Source organism: Rhodococcus sp. NPDC127527, from assembly GCF_042672245.1.
GTDB lineage: Bacteria > Actinomycetota > Actinomycetes > Mycobacteriales > Mycobacteriaceae > Rhodococcus_G.
The window spans coordinates 86,814-108,065 of record NZ_JBHXVP010000016.1; the positions used below are offsets into that span (position 1 = coordinate 86,814).

General features: G+C 69.3%; 20 protein-coding genes. 6 read left to right on the forward strand and 14 right to left on the reverse strand.

The annotated features are described in order from the left end of the window. Positions 1-29: 29 nt before the first annotated feature. Positions 30-857 (reverse strand): DUF3097 domain-containing protein, encoded by an 828-nt coding sequence (locus ACFVH2_RS21965; RefSeq protein ID WP_378428253.1) that lies wholly within the window; start codon positions 855-857, stop codon positions 30-32. Positions 858-923: 66 nt separating this feature from the next. Here ACFVH2_RS21965 and ACFVH2_RS21970 point away from each other — a divergent pair, with 66 nt between their 5' ends. Beyond that, on the forward strand, positions 924-1,736 hold the full coding sequence (locus tag ACFVH2_RS21970) for a hypothetical protein (protein WP_378428252.1): 813 nt from the start codon (positions 924-926) through the stop codon (positions 1,734-1,736). 7 nt (positions 1,737-1,743) lie between these two features. On the opposite strand, the gene ACFVH2_RS21975 is transcribed toward ACFVH2_RS21970, so the two are convergent. Beyond that, positions 1,744-2,634, reverse strand: a complete 891-nt coding sequence (locus tag ACFVH2_RS21975) for a class I SAM-dependent methyltransferase (RefSeq protein WP_378428285.1) — start codon at positions 2,632-2,634, stop codon at positions 1,744-1,746. A gap of 146 nt (positions 2,635-2,780) precedes the next feature. On the opposite strand from ACFVH2_RS21975, the gene ACFVH2_RS21980 reads away from it, so the two are divergent. Continuing rightward, a complete protein-coding gene (locus tag ACFVH2_RS21980; RefSeq protein WP_378428250.1) occupies positions 2,781-4,673 on the forward strand; it encodes a sulfatase-like hydrolase/transferase in 1,893 nt (630 codons plus the stop codon). A 68-nt stretch (positions 4,674-4,741) separates the two neighbouring features. Continuing rightward, complete coding sequence (locus ACFVH2_RS21985) at positions 4,742-5,995, forward strand: glutamine synthetase (RefSeq protein WP_378428283.1); 1,254 nt, start codon at positions 4,742-4,744, stop codon at positions 5,993-5,995. A 5-nt stretch (positions 5,996-6,000) separates the two neighbouring features. Here ACFVH2_RS21985 and ACFVH2_RS21990 read toward each other — a convergent pair whose 3' ends face one another. The 10 genes from ACFVH2_RS21990 to ACFVH2_RS22035 all read right to left on the reverse strand — a co-directional run bounded on the left by ACFVH2_RS21990 (position 6,001) and on the right by ACFVH2_RS22035 (position 14,936). Next, entirely contained in the window at positions 6,001-6,276 is a 276-nt protein-coding gene (locus ACFVH2_RS21990) for a hypothetical protein (protein WP_378428248.1), read from the reverse strand. Positions 6,277-6,349: 73 nt separating this feature from the next. Continuing rightward, positions 6,350-6,508, reverse strand: coding sequence for a hypothetical protein (locus ACFVH2_RS21995; RefSeq protein WP_378428247.1), 159 nt, complete (start codon positions 6,506-6,508; stop codon positions 6,350-6,352). A gap of 92 nt (positions 6,509-6,600) precedes the next feature. Further along, a complete protein-coding gene (locus tag ACFVH2_RS22000; protein ID WP_378428245.1) occupies positions 6,601-7,653 on the reverse strand; it encodes a ferrochelatase in 1,053 nt (350 codons plus the stop codon). An 18-nt stretch (positions 7,654-7,671) separates the two neighbouring features. Then, positions 7,672-8,469, reverse strand: a complete 798-nt coding sequence (gene inhA / locus ACFVH2_RS22005) for an NADH-dependent enoyl-ACP reductase InhA (RefSeq protein ID WP_378428243.1) — start codon at positions 8,467-8,469, stop codon at positions 7,672-7,674. Positions 8,470-8,520: 51 nt separating this feature from the next. Continuing rightward, positions 8,521-9,243 carry a 3-oxoacyl-ACP reductase FabG1 gene (gene fabG1 / locus ACFVH2_RS22010; protein ID WP_378428241.1) on the reverse strand — a complete coding sequence of 241 codons (723 nt, stop codon included), beginning with the start codon at positions 9,241-9,243 and terminating at the stop codon, positions 8,521-8,523. Positions 9,244-9,314: 71 nt separating this feature from the next. Beyond that, a complete protein-coding gene (locus ACFVH2_RS22015; protein ID WP_378428240.1) occupies positions 9,315-10,295 on the reverse strand; it encodes a VWA domain-containing protein in 981 nt (326 codons plus the stop codon). After that, entirely contained in the window at positions 10,292-11,257 is a 966-nt protein-coding gene (locus ACFVH2_RS22020) for a DUF58 domain-containing protein (RefSeq protein ID WP_378428239.1), read from the reverse strand. The genes ACFVH2_RS22015 and ACFVH2_RS22020 overlap by 4 nt, the downstream gene beginning before the upstream one ends. Then, complete coding sequence (locus ACFVH2_RS22025; protein ID WP_378428237.1) at positions 11,254-12,339, reverse strand: AAA family ATPase; 1,086 nt, start codon at positions 12,337-12,339, stop codon at positions 11,254-11,256. Before ACFVH2_RS22025 ends, ACFVH2_RS22020 begins: the two co-directional genes overlap by 4 nt. A 69-nt stretch (positions 12,340-12,408) precedes the next feature. Next, positions 12,409-14,028, reverse strand: a complete 1,620-nt coding sequence (locus ACFVH2_RS22030) for an NlpC/P60 family protein (RefSeq protein WP_378428235.1) — start codon at positions 14,026-14,028, stop codon at positions 12,409-12,411. A gap of 398 nt (positions 14,029-14,426) precedes the next feature. Beyond that, positions 14,427-14,936: a DUF6676 family protein gene (locus ACFVH2_RS22035; RefSeq protein WP_378428233.1), complete on the reverse strand. Its 510-nt coding sequence runs from the start codon at positions 14,934-14,936 to the stop codon at positions 14,427-14,429. 380 nt (positions 14,937-15,316) lie between these two features. Between ACFVH2_RS22035 and acnA the strand changes: the two genes are divergently transcribed. After that, positions 15,317-18,118 carry an aconitate hydratase AcnA gene (gene acnA / locus ACFVH2_RS22040; RefSeq protein ID WP_378428231.1) on the forward strand — a complete coding sequence of 934 codons (2,802 nt, stop codon included), beginning with the start codon at positions 15,317-15,319 and terminating at the stop codon, positions 18,116-18,118. Between the two features lie 177 nt (positions 18,119-18,295). Then, positions 18,296-18,862, forward strand: coding sequence for a TetR/AcrR family transcriptional regulator (locus tag ACFVH2_RS22045; RefSeq protein ID WP_378428229.1), 567 nt, complete (start codon positions 18,296-18,298; stop codon positions 18,860-18,862). 20 nt (positions 18,863-18,882) lie between these two features. Here the strand turns inward: ACFVH2_RS22045 and ACFVH2_RS22050 are convergent, their stop codons facing one another. Continuing rightward, positions 18,883-19,095, reverse strand: a complete 213-nt coding sequence (locus tag ACFVH2_RS22050; protein WP_378428227.1) for a helix-turn-helix domain-containing protein — start codon at positions 19,093-19,095, stop codon at positions 18,883-18,885. 151 nt (positions 19,096-19,246) lie between these two features. Here ACFVH2_RS22050 and ACFVH2_RS22055 point away from each other — a divergent pair, with 151 nt between their 5' ends. After that, positions 19,247-20,767, forward strand: coding sequence for a DUF222 domain-containing protein (locus ACFVH2_RS22055; RefSeq protein WP_378428225.1), 1,521 nt, complete (start codon positions 19,247-19,249; stop codon positions 20,765-20,767). Between the two features lie 59 nt (positions 20,768-20,826). On the opposite strand, the gene ACFVH2_RS22060 is transcribed toward ACFVH2_RS22055, so the two are convergent. Next, positions 20,827-21,252: ATP-binding cassette domain-containing protein (locus ACFVH2_RS22060; protein WP_378428709.1), on the reverse strand; the 426-nt coding region annotated here is incomplete at its 5' end.

A 21,252-nucleotide genomic window follows, 5' to 3' on the forward strand; every position in this document is an offset into this window, starting at 1 on the left:
CGGCCGCGACCGCGATTCGGCTGCCGCTGTCAGTCGACCGTGACGAAGTCCACCAGTCGTTCGACGGCCCCGATCAGCGGCGACTCGAGGTCGCGGAAACTCGACACCGCGCCGTAGACGCGGCGCCAACCGTCCTGCGGCGTACCCCATCCCAGTTCCCGGCAGATGCCGGTCTTCCAGTCCTCGCCGCGCGGGATCTTCGGCCAGGACGCGATGCCAACAGCCTTGGGCCGCACCGCCTCCCACACATCGATGTACGGGTGGCCGGTGACCATCACGTGGGGGCCGAGGTTCTGGGTCATCCGCGACTCCTTGGAACCCTCGACCAGGTGGTCGGCCAGCACACCGACCTTGCGTCCCGGACCCGGGTCGAACTCGGCGAGCCGGTCCGCGAGGTTGTCCAGGCCCTCGAGGTGCTCGACGACGACGCCCTCGACGCGCAGGTCGTGCCCCCACACCCGCTCGACCAGCGCGGCATCGTGGATGCCCTCGACCCAGATCCGGCTCGGCAACGCGGTCCGCGCACGCAGCCCCTCGACCCGGGTCGAGCCCGACGCGGAGCGGGTCGCCGCCGCGGGCTTCTTCGGCGCGGTCGGCCGGACCAGGGTCACGGTCTTGCCGTCGATCAGGAACGCGGCCTGCCGCATGGCGAACAGCCGGGTCTGCCCCCGCCCGTCCTCGAGCCGGACGTAATCGCCGTCGTAGGTCTTCTCCATGCCGACGACCGCCCCGCAGTAGCCGGTGCCCGCGTCCTCGACGACCAGGCCCTTGTCAGCGGGCACCTTGGGGTACTCGGGGCGCCTGCTGCGGGTGTGTCCGTTGAAGATGTTTCCGCCGTACATGTCGCGTGCACTCACGGCCGTCAACGCTAGGACACCCCGCCGATGGCATGGTTCCGCCACGCCGACCTATGCTGGAATACCGTGTCCTGTCCCAGTTCCACCCTCGTCATGTGGGCCGCCGCGTGGCTCGCCGGCGCGTGCTCGCCGGACGACGTCATCGACGCCGTACAGGCGTGGGCCCCGATGCACCTGGTGGGTGCCGGCGACGCCGAGGCCGCGGTGCAGTGGGACCTGCCCTGGCCGGACCCCGAGGACGCCGGTCCCGTCCTGCTGCTGCGTGCGGTGCGACGGCTGACCGCGGACGACCCCGAGGCGTCGGTCGCGCTGGTCCTGCCCGCGGCAGGCGACGTCCGCGGACTGCCGATCGGCACCACATTCGCCGGTGCCGCGATCGACTCCGGGCAGGGCGTGTTGGTCGGCGCGGCCGGCCGGCCGGGACTCGGGCTCGTTCCGACGGTCGAGGGTCCGGACGTGTTGCGGTGGACGGTCTTTCCGATTCCGGTCCTTCCCGGCGAGTCCGAGCAGACAGGCCTCGGTGAGGCCGAGTTCGAGCTGCGTCGGGCGGTCCGGGAGGCGGCCGAGGCGTTGGCGTCGATGCAGGGCGGCTACGCCCGGGACGACACCGATCCGCGGACGCGGATCGCCGAGGAGCTGGCCGAACTCTCGCACCACGGCCAACCCCGGTCGACACCCGTCCGCGCCCTGAGGATCTTCGACACCGCGGACCAGGTCGCCGCCATCCTGACCGTCGCCGGGGACTCCGGGGGTCGCGCGCAGACCGCCACCGGCGCCGCGGCCAGGGAGGAGACACTGCGACCCCTGTGGTCGGCGGTACGCAGGGCCAGACTGGCCGCGGTCGGCGCGAGCGTCCGGGCCGCACTGCCGAGGCCGTGACGGCCCGCTACTTCACGGCGGTCACGTACGTCGACCGGGTCGACAGATCGGCGAGGTCCTCCGGGAGCTGCGGCACCTCTACGCCGTAGTCGGCTGCGAGTTCGAGCAGCGCGAAGTGCTCGACCGACCAACCGTGCCCGGTGAGCCACCGCGCCGGATCGGCCCGCTCGTCCTCGTAGAACAGTTCGGCGACGTCCATGTCCCCGAACGGGTTGACGGGAAAGTACTTCTCCCGAAGTGCCGCGAAACGCCGAAGATCGGCTCCGTTGCCGAACCCGTCCACGGCGAGCCTGCTGCCCGGAGCCGAGAGTCCGTCGATCCGTTCGAACAACGCGTCGTGCGCCGCGCCCGGCAAGTACGGCAAAAGCCCCTCGGCCGACCAGGCGGACGACCTGCCCGGATCGAAGCCGGACGCGGCCAGTGCCGCGGGCCAGTCCTCGCGCAGGTCCACGGCGACCGGGCGCCGGTCCGCCTTCGGGTGCGCACCGTGATCGACGAGCACCTCGCGCTTGAACTCGAGCACCTTCGGCTGATCGACCTCGAACACGGTCGTGCCCGCCGGCCAGTCGAGTCGGTAGGCCCGGGCGTCGAGCCCGGCGGCGAGAATCACCGCCTGCGACACCCCCGCCGACACGGCCGACAGGAAGAAGTCGTCGAAGAACTTGGTTCGGATGCCCATGAATCCGGGGAAGAAGAACGGCGTGTCCTCGAGCGGGGACGGGTCCGCGAGCAAGCCGACGAAGTGGGGGTCGGCGGCCGCGTCGACGAACCACCTCGCGAACTCGTCCTTGACCAGCGCGTCCGGCCGGACCGACTCCAGTGCGCGGAAGGTCGCCACACCCAACGCGGTGCGGCCCACGCTACTGACGATGTCCCAGTTGTCGCCATCAGTTCGCATCACGAAAGATGCCTCCGAATCCCAACGCTCAGAACTCTACCCGCGTGCACCACGGGCGGACACCCATCCCGATTGCCGAAAACGCTGTGCCCGGCCGAGGACCGGAGTAAACCGAACTCGGGGGTCTACTCCGAGGAGGTGCCGCAATGTCCGCAGAGCACACCGATCATCGGATCGACCGGCGCCGGTTCATCACCGGCGCCGCGGCCGCCGTGGGCGGCGTCACCGTCCTCACCGGCCTGTTCGACAAGCGCGCCGACGCCGCCGAGCGCACGGCCAGTGCCGCCCGCGGCGGCTACGGTCAGCCGAACATCGTGTTCATCGTCGTCGACGAGATGCGGTTCCCGCAGGTCTTCCCGGCGGGTGTCAGTACTCCCGACGAGTTCCTCCGGCGGTTCATGCCGAACCTGCACAACCTGTGGGCACACGGGGTGAAGTTCGGCCAGCACTTCACCGCGGGTGTGGCGTGCAGTCCGGGCCGGGCCTGCTTCGCCACCGGCCTGTATCCGATGCAGACCTGGCTGCTGCAGACCCGGACGGGGACGCGCAGCGCACCCGTGCCGTCACCGGCACTGGGAAGGGGCTTTCCCACCTACGGCAAGATCCTGCGGCAGGCCGGGTACGAGACGCCGTACGTGGGCAAGTGGCACCTGTCCCCGTCCCCGGATGAGGACGCGGGCGTCGGCGAGGGCTACCTGGACGCATACGGATTCACGGGGCTGACGATGCCCGACATCGTCGGCGACAACGGTGACGGCATCAACTTCGACGGTGCGATCGCACAGCAGGGCGCCGCCTGGCTCGCCCACCGGCGGCCCGACCAGAATCCGTTCTGCCTGACCGTCAGCTTCGTCAACCCGCACGACAAGCAGTTCTTCTGGGCGGGTACCGAACCGGAGCGCTACACCTCGCTCTACCAGAGCCACCAGCCACCGCTGACGCCCGCACGAACCTGGTCGCCGGTCGCGGGCATCGAGTCCGACCCGCCCCGCGTCGGCTACGCATCGGTCCCGCCGAACTGGGAGCCCGCATCGGCACTGAAGGCGAAGCCGACAACACAGATCTTCGCCCGCGAGTTCCAGTCGCTGGTGTGGGGCGGGGTCACCGACGACCACGCCAACGCCACGAACTTCTACCTCCAGCCGTACGGCGACGGCACCGACCCGAAGCGAAACGTCGCGTACGCGCCATACACCTACTGGGAACGCGCCCTCGACAGCTACACCCAGGTGTTGTCGATGGTCGACGACCACATCGGCACCGTCCTGCACGCACTGCCCGAGGACGTCGCCAGGAACACCGTCTTCGTGATGACCTCCGACCACGGCGAGTACGCCGGTGCGCACGGATTCGTCTCCGGCAAGCTCGCGACCGCCTACGACGAGGCCTTCCACATTCCGCTGATCGTCGCGGATCCGACCGGCCGCTTCACCGGGGACACCGACACCCTCCGCGGCCAACTCACGTCCAGTGTCGACGTGCTGCCGATGCTCGCGACGCTGGGCTACGGCGACCGAAGCTGGATGGCGGGTGAACTCGCGACGATGTACGCCGAGCGGCTCGACCTCATGCCGGTGCTGCGCAGTGCCGCGGCGCCCGGTCGCGACCACGTGGTGTTCGCCACCAACGAGCACGCCCCTCAGGCGGTCATCTGGAACAAGTCCCCACAGCACATCTACGTCATGCGGACGCCCGAGGCGAAGGTCGCGGTGTACTCGGGATGGTTCGGCGACACCGCCTTCGTGGATCCGTCGACCTTCCAGTACGAGTTCTACGACTACGCGACCGAACGCGGACGGGCCGAACTCGACAACACCTTCGACGACGATCCCCGGGCCAAAGCGATGGCGGCGCAGTTGATGTCGCAATACCTGCCCGGGCAGTTGGCCGCTCCCCTGCCGCCGTCGTACCAGGACCAGAGCGCGGCCTCGATGACCCGCTACCTCACCTACGTCCAGGCCATCAACGCGTACAACGACGTTCAGCTCGACGTGCAGAACGCGCTGGCCAACCTCACCGCATTCGGCGAGGTGTTCTGACCGTGCCGGGCGCGCCGTCACCCGGCGAACTCGACCCGCACGGCACGGTCGTCGGCTCGGTCGTGGACATGGCGGGCATCTCCCGGGCGAAGATCATGCCGGTCGCGCGACTGTCGACGTTCGAGGAGGCCGGAGCGGGGGCATCGCCGTGCTGGAACGTCTTCTGCGTGGACAACCACATCGCCTTCACACCGACACTGTCCGTGGTCGGGGACCTGCGATTGCGGATCGACCGCACCGACCTGCGGGACCTCGGCGCCGGAACGTACTGGGCGCCGGCAGATCTTTTCGACCAGGACGGACAGCCGTGGCCGGTCTGCCCGCGACGAACCCTCCGCCGTGCCGCCGAGCGACTGCTCGACGCCGGCCTCACGGCCCGGATCGGTCACGAGGTCGAGTTCACCCTCTTCGACGCAGCCTCGCCGCACGAATGGTCGGCCTACGGATTGAACGCCGCCCTCCGCCAGGACCGTTTCGTGCGGGACCTGCTCGACGCCGCGACGACTGCCGGCCTGACCGTGGAGCAGGTCCACGCCGAGTACGGGCAGGGCCAGTTCGAGATCTCGCTCGGCCCCGCCGATCCGGTGGCCGCCGCCGACAACGCCGTCCTCGCGCGGATACTCGTCAGCCGGACCGCCCGCGCCCACGACCTCCGAGCCTCGTTCGCGCCGGTCCCCCTTGCCGACGGCGCAGGCAACGGGGCTCATCACCATCTCTCCCTGCACCGCGGTGACGTGCCGATGTTCTCCGGCGGAGACGGACCACACGGACTGACCGGGACGGGCGCCCGAGCGGTCGCCGGGATCCTCGCCGCCCTCCCGGACTTCGTGCTGGTGCTGGCCGGGTCCGCACTCTCGCACCTGCGACTGCAACCGAACACCTGGGGCGGCGCCTACGCCTGCTGGGGACTCGAGAACCGAGAGGCCGCGGTCCGGCTGTGCGCGGACACTCCCGGCAACCCGCGCGGCGCGCACCTCGAGGTCAAACCGATCGACGGGTCCGCGAACCCGTATCTCGCGGGCGCGACGATCCTCGGGGCCGCGCTCGCCGGGATCGGGGCCGCACTGCCGCTGCCACCCGAGGTCGCGGTCAACCCGGCACAGTTGTCCGAGGAGGAGCGCAGCGCCACCGGCGTCGCACTGCTCCCGAGTCTGCCCGCGGAGCTGCTCGATCGACTGCGGACCTCGCGGCTGGCCGGCGAACTGTTCGAACCGCTCCTGCTCGAGGCCCTGCTCGCGGTGAAAGGGTACGAGCTGAGCGAGTACGGCCGCACCCCTCCTGCGGAGGTCGCGGAGCGGTTCCGGTTCGCCTGGACGATGTAGCGCGCCTACTTGCCGGGCTGCGGCGACTGGAAGGTGTAGATCCGGCAGCCGCTCATGTTGGCGGTGGACACGACCTGGTCGGCCCGGGTCTGGTCGCCCTTGGCCACCAGGTTGTTGGCGAGCGCGGCCTGATCGTTGCAGAATGCCTGCTGCTTCGGATCGTCGGTCGGGTTGCTGAAGTAGGTCTGCGATGCGGCGGCGAACGCCGCGGGCGCGGCACCAAGGGCCACGGTGAGGGCGGCGACCGCGCAACAGGCCGCTGTGAGGGTGCGACGGAACATGACTACCTCCCGCGGTGCGCACACGCACCGACGATGAGACTATCGTCGCATCCGAACGGCGCCGGGGCCAGACCTAATCGGATAGATACTTGCGAGATTCGTTCGCCACGGCCGCAGCCGCCAGCCGGTGCAGCGTTTCCTGCATCCCGCTGTGCAGCTTTGTCGCCTGGTCCTTCTCGCCGAACACCACACCGATGAAGAACCAACCGACCATGGTGATCGGTGCGACCACCTCGTACGATTCGACAACCGTGGTTCCGGTCGGCCCGGGCAGGAAGCTGGCCAGGTGGGAGACGCGTCCTGCACCAGTGTTCCGCGCGGGCGTCAGCGCCCGGGACGCCCGACCGGCTCGCAGCACCGCGTGGCGCACAGCGCGCCGTCGACCCCGGCACCGTAGAGCGGCTCGGACCCCAGACGGCGTGCCGGCTCGCCCCGTGTCTGCTCACCGACCAGGGCCGAGATCAGCTGCGCGAAGCGCGGATCCGTTCCCGGTGTGCCGACCCGCACGTATCCGAGGCCGAGCTCGGCCGCCCGGTCCCTGGCCTCGGTGTCGAGGTCCCAGATGACCTCGAGGTGATCGGAGACGAACCCCACCGGACACACCAGGACCGCCTCGGTACCGGACGCCGCCAGCGCGTCGAGGTGGTCGCAGATGTCCGGCTCGAGCCACGGCACCTGCGGCGGACCCGACCGGGACTGCCAGACCAGGTCGTAGTCGCCCACCCCGACGGCCTCCGCGCACAGCCGGGCGGCCTCGGCCACCTGCCGGCTGTAGAGTCGGCCGCCGTCGGCCGGCGGTCCCGCCGACGCATCGGCGGACACCGGCACCGAGTGCGCAGTGAACACGAGCCGGACGTTCGCCCGCTGGTCCTCGGGAAGTCGGCCGCGCGTGGCGACGATCGCGTCCGCGAACGCCGCGATCAGCAGCGGATGGTCGTAGTACTGCCGCAGCTTCACCAACGTCGGCGCGCAATCGCCCACCGCCGCGCGAGCCCGGGCCACGTCCTCGTGGTACTGCCGGCAGCCCGAGTACCCGCCCCAGGCGGACGTCGGGAACACCAGCGCCGAGCGGACACCGTCGTCGCGCATGCGAGCGACGGTGTCCTCGACCATCGGGTGCCAGTTCCGATTGCCGAAGTACACCGGCAATTCGATTCCGGCGGTGGCGAACTCGGCCTGCACCGCGGTGATGATGTCGCGGTTGAGCGCATTGATCGGCGAGACGCCACCGAAGTGCAGGTAGTGCTCGACGACCGCGTCGAGGCGCTCCGGCGGCACTCCCCTGCCCCTGGTCACGTTCTCCAGGAACGGGCGGACGTCGGCGGGTTGTTCGGGTCCGCCGAAGGAGAGCAGCAGCAGGGCGTCATACGCGGTCATGTCGGTGGCGAGTCCGGCCTAGCCCGCCATGGCGTGGAAGCCGCCGTCGACATAGATGATCGACGCGGTGGTACCCGGCAGCCAGTCGGAAAGCACCGTGCACACGCTCTTGGCGACGGGGCTCGGGTCGTCGACGTTCCAGCCAATCGGGGCGACGTTGTCCCAGCCGGTGTTCAGCTTGTCGAGCTCGGCACCCGGTCCGGTGCTGTCGCCGGCGATCGCCTTGGCTGCGAGGGTCTTGATGGGACCCGCCGCGACGAGGTTCGATCGGATGCCGCGCTCGCCGACCTCCTTGGCCACGTAGCGGTTCACGGCCTCGAGGGTCGCCTTGGAGACACCCATCCAGTTGTAGAACGGCATAGCCCGCGACGGGTCGAAGTCCATACCGACGATGGAGGCGTTGTCGTTGAGGACCGGGAGTAGCGCCTTGGCGAGCGAGGCGTACGAATAGGCCGAGACCTCGAGTGCGGTCGAGATATCGGACCACGGCGCGTCGAGGAAGGGGGCACCGAGGCCCGAACGCGGCGAGAACGCAATCGAGTGCACGACGCCGTCGATGCCCTCGGGTGCGAGTTCACGCACCCGGTCGGCCAGGGTCGCGAGGTGCTCCTCGTCCTGGACGTTGAGCGAGATCGCCGGCGGCACCGGCTGCGGCAGCCGCTGCGCGATCCGATCGATCAAGCGCAGCCGGTCGAAGCCGGTGATGACGACCTTCGCGCCCTGCTCCTGCGCCACCTTCGCGACGTGAAACGCGATCGACGAGTCCGTGATGATGCCGGTGACGAGAATGGTCTTACCTTCGAGCAGTCCGCCCATAGTGCTTCTCCTGTGGTGAAAGTCTGTGTGTGGGTGAAGTTTCGAGCGGACCTAGTGGCCCATGCCCATGCCGCCGTCGACGGGGATCACCGCGCCCGACACGTACGCGGAGTCCTCGGAGGCGAGGAAGCTGACGACGGCGGCGACGTCCTCGGCCTTGCCCACGCGCTGCAGCGGGATGAACTTCTTCGCCATCTCCTTCATGTCCTCCGGCAGGTCGGCGGTCATGTCGGTCTCGATGAAGCCGGGTGCGACGACGTTCGCCGTGATCGACCGCGACCCCAGCTCACGGGTCACCGAGCGCGCCAGACCGATGATCCCGGCCTTGGAGGCGGCGTAGTTGATCTGCCCGGCCTGACCGGCCATGCCCACCACCGAACCGAGGAAGATCATCCGGCCCCAGCGCGCCCGCAGCATTCCCCGGTTGGCCCGCTTGGCGCAGCGGAAGGCGCCGGTCAGGTTGGCGTCGACGACGTTCGTGAACTGCTCCTCGGTCATCCGCATGAGCAGCGTGTCGTCGGTGATGCCCGCGTTCGCGACCAGTACCTCGACCGGGCCCTGGTGCGCCTCGACCTCGGAGAACGCCCGGTCCACCGACTCCGCGTCGGTGACATCGCACTTCACCCCGAACAGGCCCTCGGGAACCCCGGACCCGCGGTGGGTGACGGCCACCTTGTGACCGTCCGCGGCGAGACGCTGGGCCACCGCGAGGCCGATGCCGCGGTTGCCTCCGGTCACCAGCACGGAACGGGACGGGGTGGAGGGGTTCGACATTCGATCAACCTATCTGTTCGTGTTCGTCTGACGGATGGGGGTCGGAGCTGGACGTGGCCGCGGCCACCAGCTCACGGGAGTCGTTGTCGCAGCAGCAGGGCCATCCCGAAACCGGCGGCGGTGCACAGTACCCCGAGCACCAGCCACACACGGCTGGCATCGCCGCGAACGGTCTCGAAACCGATCTGCTCCTCGAGGGTGTCGTACACGTCGCGCAGTTCCTCGAGACTCGACGCCGTGAAGAAGGTACCGCCCGAGAGCCTCGCGATCTCCCGTAACGACGGATCGTCCACCGGAACCCCGATCCGCTCGTCGCCGATGTCGACCGTGCCGTACGACGTGCCGAACGAGATCGTCGAGATCGGCACACCTTTCGCCTTCGCCTGCTCCGCCGCCGTGTAGCCGCCACGCGGGTCGTCGGGGAAATTGGGGACGGTCTGCTTGCCGTCCGAGAGCAGCACGATGCGCGCGGGCGGCACCTGGTCGCCGCCGCCGAGCACCGCACCGAGGGTCTCGATCGACTGCAACGAGGTGAAGATCGCCTCGCCCGTCGCGGTCCGCTCGGCGAGGGTGAGGTGGTCGATCGCGGCCTTGGTCTCCTCACGGTTGGTGGTCGGCGAGACCAGCACCGAGGCGGTGCCCGCGAAAGCGACGAGACCGAGGTTGATGCCCGGCGTCAGCCCGTCGGCGAACGCCTTCGCCGCCTCTTGCGCCGCGGCCAGCCTGGTCGGCTTGACGTCGGTCGACTTCATCGACAGCGACACGTCGATCACGAGCATCACGGTCGCGCGGTTGCGCGGTACCCGCTTGTCGGAGGTCGGGCCCGCCAGCGCGACGGTGAGCAGCAGCAACCCGCACAGCACCAGTGCGGTCGGCACGTGCCGCAACGGACTCTGCCGCGCCGGGGCGACCTTCTCGAGTAGCTCGAGGTTCGAGAACCGCAGCACCCGCTTGCGCCGTCCCCGCTGGACGAGCACGTAGCCGACCGCGAGCGCGGCCACCACGAGAAGGAACGCCATCCACCAGGGTGACGCGAATTCGATCGGACTCACTTCCGGGGCGCTCGATTCACCCGAGCACCATAACTGTGTCTGCGAGCCGCCACGAAGCGAACGACGTCGGCGATCCAGTCCCGGTCGGTGCGCAGGCTCAGTACCGGTGCGCCGCATCCGCGCAGCGTCTGCTCGACCGCCACGCGGTGGGCCGACGCCGCGGCCGCGAAGTCCGCCCGCAGCTGCGGGGAGGTGTGGAACTCCCGGGTGCGCCCGGTCTCGGGGTCGTGCAGGACCACCTCACCGAGATCGGGCAGTTCGAGATCCCGCGGATCGAGCACCTCGACACCGAGCAGATCGTGTCGGCCCGAGAGCGCGCGCAGGGAGCGTTCCCAGTCGATCGGTCCGAGGAAATCGCTGACGACCACCGCGAGCCCGCGGCGCCGCTGCGGGCGGCGCAGGGACTCGATCGCGCCGCGCAGGTCGCCGCGGACCCCGTCCGGCGCGTGCGGTGTGGACGCGATGGTGCGGAGCATGGCGTGCGCGTGCAGCCTGCCACCGCGCGCCGGGATCCGCACCGTGCGCTCACCGGTCGCCACGATCGCCCCGATCCGGTTGCCGCCACCGCTGGTCAGGTGCGCGACCGCGGCGGCAGCGGCCACCGCGAGGTCCCGCTTCTCGGCGCCGACCGTGCCGAAATCGAGGCTCGCGGACAGGTCGATCACCAGCCACGTCTCGAGTTCGCGGTCGGCGACCGACTGGCGCACGTGCGGGTGGGTCGTACGCGCGGTGACCGACCAGTCCATCTGGCGCACGTCGTCGCCGGGCTGGTACTCCCGGGCGTCACCCGGTTCGGTACCGGGTCCGGGAATCAGGCCCAGGTGCTCGCCGTGCAGGACTCCGTCCAGGCGCCGGCGAACGGTCAGCTCGAGCGTCCGCAAGGCCGCGGTGAGTTCGGCGTCGCGGAGCTCCCCGGCACGGAACGAGGGCAGCGTCGTGTTGCCACCCGACCGGCTCGTCACCGCTGCGCGCCACCCACTGCCGCGGGCTGCACGGACGCGGGCGGCACCGGCATCGTCGGCGCGACCGGTTGCGCGGCGACCTGGGGCAGGCCGACCGTCTGCAGCACCTTGGTGATCACGTCGTCCGGCGAGACCTCGTCCGCCAGCGCGTCGTAGGACAGCACGAGGCGGTGCCGGAGCACATCCGGAATCACCTCGAGCACGTCCTGGGGGACCACGTAGTCGCGACCGCGCAGCAGTGCGAGCGCCCGCGAGGCCGAGATGATGCCGAGGGTGGCGCGCGGCGAGGCGCCGTAGGAGATCCAGCCCGCGACGTCGGTCAGCCCGAGGTCGGCCGGCGTGCGGGTGGCCGCGATGACTCGCACGACATAGTCGACCAGTGCGTGGTGCACGAACACCCCGCTCGCCGCCTTCTGCAGCCGGATCAGGTCGTCCGAGCCGAGCACCTCGCGGGGCTCGGGGGCGGCCACACCCATCCGGTAGACGATCTCGCGCTCCTCCTCGACCGTCGGGTAGTCGACGAGGATCTTGAAGAGGAAACGGTCGCGCTGCGCCTCGGGCAGCGGGTAGACGCCCTCGTTCTCGATCGGGTTCTGGGTGGCCATCACCAGGAACGGTTCGGGCATCGGGAAGGTCTTGCCGCCGATGGTCACGTGCCGCTCGGCCATCACCTCGAGCAGTGCGGACTGGACCTTGGCGGGGGCCCGGTTGATCTCGTCGGCGAGCACGAAGTTCGCCACGACGGGCCCGAGTTCGGTGTCGAACTCCTCGCGACCCTGCCGATAGATCCGGGTACCGACCAGGTCGGTGGGGACCAGGTCGGGAGTGAACTGGACGCGCGAGAAGGATCCGCCGACCACGGTCGCGAACGTCTCGACGGCCAGCGTCTTGGCGACGCCCGGCACGCCCTCGAGCAGCACGTGCCCCTTGGCGAGCAGCCCGACGAGGATGCGTTCGACCAGCCGGTCCTGCCCGACGATGACCCGCTTGACCTCGTAGATCACCTTCTCGAGGAGCTGCACATCCGACTCGACCCCGTGCTGCGCATTCGACGCGCCGCCGGCCCCGTCCGCTGACGTCACCAAGAATCCACCGCTTTCACTTCGACCACTCCCGACCCGGTCCGCGCTCCCGGCTCGGGAGCAGGTGGGTCAGGAAACCATTCGGACCACGTAGGGAGTCATGCCACCCCAGCGCAGCGGCGAGACCTTGACCTTGGAGCCGGATTCCGGCGCCTCCAACATCTCCCCGTTGCCAAGGTACAGCGCCACGTGCTGACTGGCATTGGGCCCGTAGAAGATCATGTCTCCGCGTTTCATCTGGGCGCTCGGTATCTGCTCGCCGGCCGTGTACTGATAGCCGGTGTAGTGCGGCAGCGAGACGCCGATCCCCGCGAAGGCGTAGATCATCAGGCCCGAGCAGTCGAACCCGACCTTCTTGTAGTCACCGAAGCTGTCGGCCACGCCGCCGTCCCGGATACCGAGGGTCGGGCCGTTCTCGTCGCCGCCGCCCCAGGCGTACGTGACGCCGAGCTGGGACATGCCGCGGTCGATGACCGTCTCCACTGCGGCACTGCCGGTGACCGACGGCTTCGGCTTCGGTTTGGGCTTGGTCGTCGGCTTGGAGGTCGGCGGCGTGCTGGGCTTCGTCGTCGGCGTGTCGCTGTCGGACTGGTCGCTGTCGGACTCGTCCGTGCCCGACGTCCCCGTCCCCGAGGTACCGGTCCCGGACTGGTCACCCGACGTGGTCGTGCCCGGCTGATCGCTGTCGGGGTCGTCCTCTATCTGGGTGTGCGAGCGTTGCCCCTCGGCGAGCTGGCGGGCGCGTTCGGCCGCCGCCTGGTTCGCTGCGACCCGGGCGGCCGCCTGTGCTGCGGCCTGCTTCGCGGCCTCCGCCGCGGCGGCCGCCGCGGCCGCTTCGGCGGCGCGCTGGGTGTCCCAGTTGACGAAGGCCTGACGCTGACTCTGCAGGCCGGAGACGTTGTCGCGGGCTGCCGCGAGCGCGGCCTCGGCCGCCGCCTTCTGCCCCTCCACCTGAGCCTTCTTGCCTGCCTGTTCGGCCAGCGCGGCGCGTGCGACCTGGATGGCGTTCTCCGCGTCGGCTTTTCGAGACTCGGCCGCCGACGCCGCGTCGTCCGCCTGCTGCTTCGCCTGCCGGGCCGCGGAGTTCTTGTTCGCCTCCGCCGTCCGGGCGCGCTGCAGGCCGTCGAGTACGGAACTGCGGTTGGTGGCAAGCAGTTTCATCAGCTGTGCGCGGTCGAGCACGTCGCTCGGTCCCTGAGACCCGAGGAACGAGGCGAACGAGGCGACGCCGGTGCCCTGCCGGTAGGTGTTCGCCGCGAACTCGTCGAACTTCGTCTGTGCCAGTTCGATCTGGGCGCCGGCGTCGCGCAGCGCCTGCAGGGTGCTCCCGACCGCGCCGGCCGCCGCGCCCGCGATGTCGCGCGCATTCTGCAGGTCGACGAGGGCCTTGTTGACGCCCTCACGCTTGATCGCCACGGCGTCGTCGAGCGCGGCGAGCTGCTGATCCGCTTCGGCGACCGCGTTGACGAGGGCGCCGACCTGACCGAGTCGCGAGTCCACGCCCGCGGTGGCCTGCTGGAGGTCGGCGTCGCTGGGGTTCGGTGGTGGCGGCGGGACCGCGGACGAGAGCCCGGGCGTGCCGGCGACGAGGGACGTCGCGACCGCGAGGCCGACGAGTAGTTGTGCGCTGCGGGTTCTCGCGCGTGAGAACCCGCGGCGGTGAGTTCCGCGCGGTGCCCCTGGCCTCACAAGTGTCTCCCTCGGTTCTGCCACCACACCGAAACCGGCCGTGCAACTGAGCCCTGTGCTGTGCTCGAGCCCGGCTGCACCTCCCGCGTGGTTGCGCCCGTCAGGGGAAGGCGTGCGTGCTTCGACGCCCGCGTGGAATTCACCGCGAGCACCGCGGACCGTGCGTCACTTCCATGGTCACACTGCCCATAGCGACACTTCTTCCCCAAAAAGTGCCAATGGCACCGTACGACACTTTGCCCACTAACGAAACTCCAGTCACAAAGAACAACACGGTAATTACAGCGCTGGGTCGGGAAAGGCCAGTGCACACGCCCGTCGGGCAAAAGATGTTTATCGAGTCGGTATTTCGCCGGGCGGTCGACCGCCCGGCGACCGGCACACCCGTGCCGCCGTGATCAGGACTCGCGGTTGCTCTCGGTGCGACGCGAACGGACGAACCACGTGGCCGCGGCGGCGCCGCCGACGATCACCACCAGGCCGACCGTTATCAACCCGTACGGCGCCTCCGGACGCACGATCTCGTCGAGGAACTGGTTCGCGGAATCGACCGCGTTGCCGGTGTACGCCTTGTCCTGAGCGTCCTCGACGGAAACGCGGCTGAGCGCGTCGCTGTAGGTGCCGACCCAGTTCGGACTCAGCACCAGGACGGTGCCGCCCTCGTGCTTGCCGACCTCCGTGGCGACATCGCGCAGTTGCGAGTCCCGGCCGGGATTGTCCTTCAGCACGACCACGGAGAGCTTGATGCCGTCCTCACGCGCACGATCGACGACGGCCACGAGTCCCGGCACGTCCGCGGCGGGCGCAGACACTCCGTCGTCGGAGAGGTCGGCGACGACAGTGTCGATGTTCACCTCGGGCGGGATGTCGGCGTGAGCCGGGCGGAACGCGATGAAGGCAGCAGGCATCTTTCATCCGGATCGGTCTAGGTGACAGGGCGACGGGCGCCCTCTGCATCGAGCACTGCGGTGACTATCGGACAATCGCCCCGCACATTACGTGACACCACTCGCGCGACCGGGACCGCAGTTCCACGCGTTGCGGACCGAGCCCGTCTCGGCGAGGATCGACCGGTGTGCGCACCGGGTGAAACCCGAGGGGCGGCAATCCGCCCCGAGAGCTTCACAGGACAAGCGTACTGTTAGACTTGCCGCGAGATGCTTTCGGAGCGACCGGTCGACTCCACCAGGTTCCTGGTTCGTCCGCTGCCCGTTCGCCCCGACGAGCCTCGCTTCAGCCGTCGGCACAGCCCCGTCGACGGCGCACCTCAAAGACGAGTGGAGCTGACGTGAGCACCAGTATTGATTCATTCGGCGCCAAGGGAAACCTCGAGGTCGGAGACAACTCCTACGAGATCTTCCGACTCTCGGCCGTTCCCGGCACCGAGAAGCTGCCGTACGCCCTCAAGGTTCTCGCCGAGAACCTCCTGCGCACCGAGGACGGCGCGAACATCACCGCCGACCACATCCGCGCCATCGCGAGCTGGGATCCGTCGGCCGAGCCGAGCGTCGAGATCCAGTTCACCCCCGCCCGCGTGATCATGCAGGACTTCACAGGCGTGCCCTGCGTGGTCGACCTGGCCACCATGCGTGAGGCCGTCGCCACCCTCGGCGGCGACCCGAACAAGGTCAACCCGCTCTCCCCCGCCGACATGGTCATCGACCACTCGGTCATTCTCGACGTCTTCGGCCAGGCCGACGCCCTCGAGCGCAACGTCGACCTCGAGTACCAGCGCAACGGCGAGCGTTACCAGTTCCTGCGGTGGGGCCAGGGCGCGTTCGACGACTTCAAGGTCGTCCCCCCGGGCATGGGCATCGTGCACCAGGTCAACATCGAGTACCTCGCGCCCACCGTCATGACCCGCAACGGCCAGGCGTACCCCGACACCTGCGTCGGCACCGACTCGCACACCACGATGGTCAACGGCCTCGGCGTGCTCGGCTGGGGCGTCGGCGGCATCGAGGCCGAGGCCGCCATGCTCGGCCAGCCGGTCTCCATGCTCATCCCCCGCGTCGTCGGCTTCAAGCTGACCGGTGAGATCCAGCCCGGCGTCACCGCGACCGACGTCGTGCTCACCGTCACCGACATGCTGCGCAAGCACGGCGTGGTCGGCAAGTTCGTCGAGTTCTACGGCGCCGGTGTGGCCGAGGTCCCCCTCGCCAACCGCGCCACCCTGGGCAACATGAGCCCCGAATTCGGTTCCACCGCAGCGATCTTCCCGATCGACGGCGAGACCATCAACTACCTGCGCCTGACCGGCCGCAGCGACGAGCAGCTCGCGCTCGTCGAGGCGTACGCCAAGGAGCAGGGCATGTGGCACGACGCCGCGCACGAGCCCGCCTACTCCGAGTACCTCGAGCTGGACCTCGGCACCGTCGTGCCGTCGATCGCCGGCCCGAAGCGCCCGCAGGACCGCATCCTGCTGTCGGACTCGAAGGCCGCGTTCCGTCGCGACATCACCACCTACGTCACCAACGGCACCGCCGCCGCGCACTCCGCGCTGGACGAGGCCGTCGAGGAGTCCTTCCCCGCGTCCGACCCGGTCGAGTCCGGCACCGCCTCCGACGACGTCGCCCCGGTGCCGTCCGCCGCGAACGGTTCGCACGGCCGCCCCAGCAAGCCGGTGAAGGTCACCTCCGAGCGCGGCGAGTTCGTCCTCGACCACGGCGCGGTTGCGGTCGCGGGCATCACGTCCTGCACCAACACCTCGAACCCGTCGGTGATGATCGGCGCGGCGCTGCTCGCCCGCAACGCGGTCGAGAAGGGCCTTGCGTCGAAGCCGTGGGTCAAGACCAACATGGCGCCCGGTTCGCAGGTCGTCGCCGACTACTACGAGAAGGCCGGCCTGTGGCCGTACCTCGAGAAGCTCGGCTTCTACCTCGGCGGCTTCGGCTGCACCACGTGTATCGGTAACACCGGCCCGCTGCCGGAGGAGATCTCCAAGGCGGTCAACGACAACGACCTGTCGGTCACCGCGGTCCTGTCCGGCAACCGCAACTTCGAGGGACGCATCTCCCCCGACGTCAAGATGAACTACCTGGCGTCCCCGCCGCTGGTCATCGCGTACGCCATCGCCGGCACCATGGACTTCGACTTCGAGACCGACGCGCTGGGTCAGGACCAGGACGGCAACGACGTCTTCCTCAAGGACATCTGGCCGTCCGCGCAGGAGATCGACGACACCATCAAGGCCGCGATCAGCCAGGACATGTTCCGCAAGTCCTACGCCACGGTCTTCGCAGGCGACGAGCGCTGGCAGAACCTGGCCACCCCGGAGGGCGACACCTTCGCGTGGGACGAGAAGTCGACCTACGTCCGCAAGGCGCCGTACTTCGACGGCATGACGATGGAGACCACCCCGGTCACCGACATCTCGGGCGCCCGCGTGCTCGCACTGCTCGGTGACTCGGTCACCACCGACCACATCAGCCCGGCCGGCCCGATCAAGCCCGGCACCCCGGCAGCCCAGTACCTCGACGCCAACGGTGTCGAGCGCAAGGACTACAACTCGCTGGGTTCGCGGCGCGGTAACCACGAGGTGATGATCCGCGGCACGTTCGCGAACATCCGCCTGCGCAACCAGCTCCTCGACGACGTCTCGGGCGGCTACACCCGCGACTTCACCCTCGAGGGCGGCCCGCAGTCGTTCATCTACGACGCCTCGCAGAACTACCAGAAGGCGGGCATCCCGCTGGTCGTGCTGGGCGGCAAGGAGTACGGCTCCGGCTCGTCCCGCGACTGGGCGGCGAAGGGCACCAGCCTGCTCGGTGTCAAGGCGGTCATCGTCGAGTCCTTCGAGCGCATCCACCGCTCGAACCTGATCGGCATGGGCGTCGTCCCGCTGCAGTTCCCGGCCGGCCAGTCGGCCGCGTCGCTGGGCCTGGACGGCACCGAGGTCTTCGACATCACCGGGATCGAGAAGCTCAACGAGGGCGTCACCCCGAAGACGGTCAAGGTCACCGCCACCAAGGGCGACGGCAGCAAGGTCGAGTTCGACGCGGTCGTGCGCATCGACACTCCCGGCGAGGCGGACTACTACCGCAACGGCGGCATCCTGCAGTACGTGCTGCGCAACATGATCCGGGGCTAGTAGGCGCTACGCGCCTGTGAGCACTTTCGGTCCCTGACCGGACACAAAGCGCTCACGACCACTTTCGCCGGAAGGCGACGATGAGACATCGGTGGTCGTGAGCGCTTTGTGTATCAGGTGAGATTTCTCGCCGTGGGCCGAAAGTGCTCACGGGCGAACCGACGAAGGAGGAAGCCGATGCCGAAGGTCAGTGAGGACCACCTCGCCGCTCGTCGGAGCCAGATCCTCGACGGCGCCCGCCGGTGCTTCGGCGAGTACGGGTACGAGGGCGCGACCGTGCGCAGACTGGAGGAGGTCACCGGGCTCTCGCGGGGTGCGATCTTCCACCATTTCAAGGACAAGGACGGACTCTTCCTGGCGCTCGCACAGGAGGACGCCCGCCGCATGGCCGACGTCGCCGCCGAGCAGGGCCTCGTCCAGGTGATGCGTGACATGCTCGCGCAGCCCGAGCAGTTCGACTGGCTCGGTACCCGACTCGAGATCGCCCGGCGGCTGCGCACCGATCCCGAGTTCGCCCGGAAGTGGACGCAGCACAGTGCCGAGCTGACCGAGGCGACCGTCAGCCGGCTCGAACGGCAGAAGTCCGCGGGCCGGCTACGCGACGACCTCCCGACCGACGTCCTGCTCGGCTATCTCGATCTGGTCCTGGACGGACTGGTCGCCCGGATCGCGTCGGGTCACGGCGGCGAGAACCTTTCCGCCGTACTCGATCTCGTGGAGGAGTCGGTGCGGCGCAAGGACTGACGGGGCGTGGTCGGCGCGGACTACTTCCGGCGGTTCGGGCCACCACGACCGCGAAGCATGACGCCCGACTCGGTGAGCAGGGTCCGCACGAATCCGTACGACCGGCCGGTCGATTCCGCCAAGGTCCGGATACTGGCGCCGGCCAGGTAGCGGTCCCGCAACTCGGTCTGCATGACATCACGCGCGCCCCCCGTGACTCGGGCGCCCTTTCGCACAGACCTGAGTTCCGCCATCGACTACCTCCAAACCGGAGTGTGACGCACACCACATCTAGCGGTCACTTCAGGTTAGTACACTGCGCGCCCACGAAGTCAGGGCGGCCACGTCGACACAGGTCGGCATGCCGATCGATTTCCTGTCGGTACCCCTCGATAGAACTCGAACATGCATTCGACAGGCGGTGTTCGAGGGGGCGGTCAGGTGGCGGATCACCTGACTGACCTGGACGATGCCGTCGACGGGCTGCTCGACGACGGGTTGTCCGGGCTGTCGGACACCGACATCGTCCGGTCGCTGCAACGCCTGGAAATGTCGCTGCGGAAGGCGTCGGCGGTCGGACACCGACTGATCGTCGAATCCGTCGAACGATCCCTACCCGGCGCATTCGACACCCGATCGATCAACGACTTCCTGATCAAGACCCTGCGCCTCTCTGTCGCGGATGCCTCAGGTCGGGTCGCCGCCGCGAGGAAGACCGGCACCTGGCACAACGCCGGCGGCGACGAACTACCACCCGACCTACCCGCCACGGCCGCCGCGCAATGCGACGGGGCCATCGGCGGCGATCACGTTCACGAGATCCGGGGCGTCCTCCGCAAGATCCCCCACGGCGTCGACCCCGCCGAAGCAGACGTGGCCGAACAGATATTGGCGGAGTTGGCCCGTCACTCGACGCCGAGGGCGGTCGCCGACGCCGGCCAACAACTGCTCGGCTACCTCAACCCCGACGGCAACCTCACCGACGACCGGGACCGCGCCCGCCAACGCCACTTCCGGATGGGGAAACAAGATTCGGACCTCATGACACCCGTCTCGGGCCTGATCGACCCCGAGACCCGGGCCCTGCTCGAACCGCTGTTGGCGAAACTCGCCCGGCCCGGGATGAACAATCCCGACGACCCCGACTCGCCGACCGGCGACGCCGACTCACCGAGCCTCGATCGCGATCAGCTGGCGAAGGCCGCGGCCCGCGACACCCGCACCGCGGGACAGCGCAACCACGACGCCCTGAAGACCGGCCTGCGGCACCTACTCGGATCCGGCGTCCTCGGGGCTCACCGCGGGCTGCCCGTCACCGCGATCGTCACCTTCGGGCTCGACCAACTCGAATCCGAGACCGGGGTCGCCACCACCGCGTCCGGCGGCATCGTCCCGATCCGCGACGCCCTCACCATGTTCGAGGGCGCACACCCCGTCCTCGTGCTCTTCGATCACCACGGCCGACCGCTGCACCTGGGGCGCTCCAAACGCCTAGCGAGTGCGGATCAGCGACTCGCGTTGATCGCGGCCTCGCGGGGCTGCACCCGACCCGGATGTGACGCCCCCGCCACCATGGCCGCCGTCCATCACCTCACCGAGTGGACCAAAGGCGGTCGCACCGACATCACCGACCTCGACCTCGCCTGCGACGGGTGCCACGCCCTCGTCCACGACGGACCCGGAGGCTGGCACACCCGCACCGCACCACCGGAATCCGAGCACCCCGGCCGCACCGAATGGACCCCACCCGCCCACGTCGACCCCGAACGACAACCCCGAATCAATCACCGCCACCACCTCGACGAGTTGCTCGCCGACGCTCTCCGACGCGCCAAAGCCCGCAAGGACACCGAACTCCGACGTCACCGCGCCCGCTGGAACCGCGCCACGGGTCACCAGTCCCCCGCCGACGGGGACGACCCGTGATGTGCGAATCGGGTTGGAACCACACGATGCTCGCCGACAGTCACGGCGAGCGGCGCGGCTCAGGCGAGCTGGATCAGTTCCAGGTACTCCTGCGACCAGTGGTCCTCGGTGCCGTCGGGCAGCAGGATGACCCGCTCCGGGTTGAGGGCCTCGGCGGCGCCGGGGTCGTGCGTGACCAGCACGACCGCGCCCTTGTAGCTGCGCAGCGCGTCGAGGACCTGCTCGCGCGAGATCGGGTCGAGGTTGTTCGTCGGCTCGTCGAGCAGCAGCACGTTGGCCGCCGAGGACACCAGACCGGCCAACGCCAGCCGGGTCTTCTCACCGCCGGACAGGGTGCCGGCCGGCTGCTCGAGCTGCGGTCCGGTGAACATGAACGCACCGAGCAGCGAACGCAGTTCCTGCTCCCCGGTGTCCGGCGCGGCGTGCCGGATGTTCTCCCACACGGTGGCGTCGTCGTCGAGGGTGTCGTGCTCCTGCGCGAAGTA

What these genes read in the sequence shown, in the direction of transcription:
- ACFVH2_RS21975 (WP_378428285.1), bottom strand. Translation starts at nt 2,634, where the DNA reads ATGCGAACTGATGGCGACAACTGGGACATCGTCAGTAGCGTGGGCCGC.
- ACFVH2_RS21980 (WP_378428250.1), top strand. Translation starts at nt 2,781, where the DNA reads ATGTCCGCAGAGCACACCGATCATCGGATCGACCGGCGCCGGTTCATC.
- ACFVH2_RS21985 (WP_378428283.1), top strand. Translation starts at nt 4,742, where the DNA reads ATGGCGGGCATCTCCCGGGCGAAGATCATGCCGGTCGCGCGACTGTCG.
- ACFVH2_RS21990 (WP_378428248.1), bottom strand. Translation starts at nt 6,276, where the DNA reads ATGTTCCGTCGCACCCTCACAGCGGCCTGTTGCGCGGTCGCCGCCCTC.
- ACFVH2_RS22000 (WP_378428245.1), bottom strand. Translation starts at nt 7,653, where the DNA reads ATGACCGCGTATGACGCCCTGCTGCTGCTCTCCTTCGGCGGACCCGAA.
- inhA (WP_378428243.1), bottom strand. Translation starts at nt 8,469, where the DNA reads ATGGGCGGACTGCTCGAAGGTAAGACCATTCTCGTCACCGGCATCATC.
- fabG1 (WP_378428241.1), bottom strand. Translation starts at nt 9,243, where the DNA reads ATGTCGAACCCCTCCACCCCGTCCCGTTCCGTGCTGGTGACCGGAGGC.
- ACFVH2_RS22035 (WP_378428233.1), bottom strand. Translation starts at nt 14,936, where the DNA reads ATGCCTGCTGCCTTCATCGCGTTCCGCCCGGCTCACGCCGACATCCCG.
- ACFVH2_RS22045 (WP_378428229.1), top strand. Translation starts at nt 18,296, where the DNA reads ATGCCGAAGGTCAGTGAGGACCACCTCGCCGCTCGTCGGAGCCAGATC.
- ACFVH2_RS22050 (WP_378428227.1), bottom strand. Translation starts at nt 19,095, where the DNA reads ATGGCGGAACTCAGGTCTGTGCGAAAGGGCGCCCGAGTCACGGGGGGC.
- ACFVH2_RS22055 (WP_378428225.1), top strand. Translation starts at nt 19,247, where the DNA reads ATGCATTCGACAGGCGGTGTTCGAGGGGGCGGTCAGGTGGCGGATCAC.